This is a genomic window from Candidatus Dependentiae bacterium (assembly GCA_026389065.1).
Classification (GTDB): Bacteria; Babelota; Babeliae; order Babelales; family Chromulinivoraceae; genus JACPFN01.
In genome coordinates this window covers 1-1948 of the sequence record JAPLIP010000064.1, presented here as the reverse complement: position 1 = coordinate 1948, position 1948 = coordinate 1, and the positions used below count along the sequence as shown (strand labels likewise).

Genomic DNA, 1948 nt, shown 5'->3' with positions numbered 1-1948 from the left:
TATTGCAAAACTAACACAAGATCCATACCAGCTAACCGAAGATATTTGGGGCATTGGATTTAAAACCGCTGATAAAATTGCACAAAATATGGGTTTTGCAACTGGGTCCGTACAAAGAATACAAGCAGGTGTTTCTTTTACTCTCAAGCAAGAATCATCTAACGGCCACGTATACCAAGAAGTAGACACTTTGAAGCAAAAAGCATTTCAGCTTCTTGAAATCGATCCTGAGCTACACAGCGCGCAAATGAAATCATCTCTGAGCAATCTTTATAACAATGACAAAATAAAATTAATAACATACCAAGAAAAACACTTTGTTGGCCTGAGTGCTTTATACTCATCTGAAAAAGGTGTGGCAAATAAAATATCACAAATGCTTTTGGCTCCAATCAAACATAACTTAACACCAAAAAGCGTGTATGACTCATTACAAAAAGCAATGGATATTGAATTAAATGAAGATCAGCAAAACGGTATCATTGCCTGCTTTGCATCAAAAGTGTCCATCATCACCGGTGGCCCTGGAACTGGAAAAACAACTCTAGTAAAAGCTTTAATAAAAATTTTAGAAGAGCAGCACCTTACCTACAAGCTTGCTGCACCAACGGGACGAGCTGCAAAAAGATTGATGGAGGGAACTCGCAGACCAGCAATGACTTTGCATCGACTTTTAGAATTTGATCCTTCAATCATGAGATTTACGCATGATGATAAAAATGCCCTGCAAACTGATTTTTTAATTGTCGATGAATCATCTATGATTGATGTTTTCTTAGCTCATGGAGTAACAAAAGCTCTTTCTTTAAGCACACACCTTGTTTTAATTGGTGACATTGATCAGCTGCCATCAGTTGGGCCTGGAGCTATTTTAAAAGATTTAATAAACAGCAATAAAATACCGTGCACGCGGCTTAACCATATTTTTAGACAAGCACAAAACAGCATGATCATTCAAAACGCTCATAAAATTAACCAAGGCGAGTTTCCGAGCGGATCGATTGAGAACTGCAAAAAAGATTTTTATTTGATTAAAGAAGAAGAGGCTGAAAACTGCTTCCCGGTGATTCAAAGAATTTTACAAACAATTGTAAAGTCCCACGGGATTGATCAAAAAAATGTTACCATTTTAACACCGATGAACCGTGGCGCGACCGGAACACAAAAGCTTAACCATGATTTACAGCAATTTTTAAATCCAGCTCAAACTAGTTGCCAGGTAACATACATTGGCACAACCTACAAGCAATATGATCGCGTTATGCAGATTAAAAATAATTATGATAAAAAAGTTTTTAATGGAGATATTGGCATGGTTCATGATATTGACCATGAAGAAAAAATCATGATTGTTAACTTTGACGAGCAATTAATTCCTTATGGCTTTGATGAACTTAATGAATTAGTTCTTTCCTACGCGATAACAATTCACAAAAGCCAAGGCTCTGAATATGATGCCGTCATAATTCCTATTTTCATGCAACATTTCATGCTGCTTCAAAGAAATTTACTCTACACAGCTATCACTCGCGCCAAAAAACTATGTATTTTTGTAGGCCAAACTAAGGCAATTGCTATGGGCGTTAACAATAACAAACAGGAAAAACGAGTGACTTTTTTAACTCAGTTTTTGACTGATAATATTTCATGCAGGTAAGCCAATTTCTTAAAAATTCACACGTTATGAAATTCAAAATAAGCTTATACGCAATCATTCTAGCAAGCTGCTCGTTTATGTTTTCTGGATTTCCAGCAGGCACACAAGTTAAAATTCCTGGTGGGTATAAACCAATTGAGCAACTCCGTGTAGGTGATTTAGCTTTTGCCGTTAAACCTGACGGCAACTGCACCATAACATCAATTGTTCAAACAGCATCATACACCTGGCATAAGTACATGATCATTGAAATTGATGGTGAATTAATAATTTCAGTCACCGGACAAAAGT

2 protein-coding genes are annotated in these 1948 nt (G+C 36.6%); both read left to right on the top strand.

Annotation, left to right across the window (positions count from 1 at the left end):
- Positions 1 to 1657: ATP-dependent RecD-like DNA helicase (locus tag NTU89_04475; protein ID MCX5923784.1), on the top strand; the 1657-nt coding region annotated here is incomplete at its 5' end.
- A gap of 26 nt (positions 1658 to 1683) precedes the next feature.
- Positions 1684 to 1948 (top strand): hypothetical protein (locus NTU89_04470; protein ID MCX5923783.1); only part of this gene is annotated, 265 nt, incomplete at its 3' end.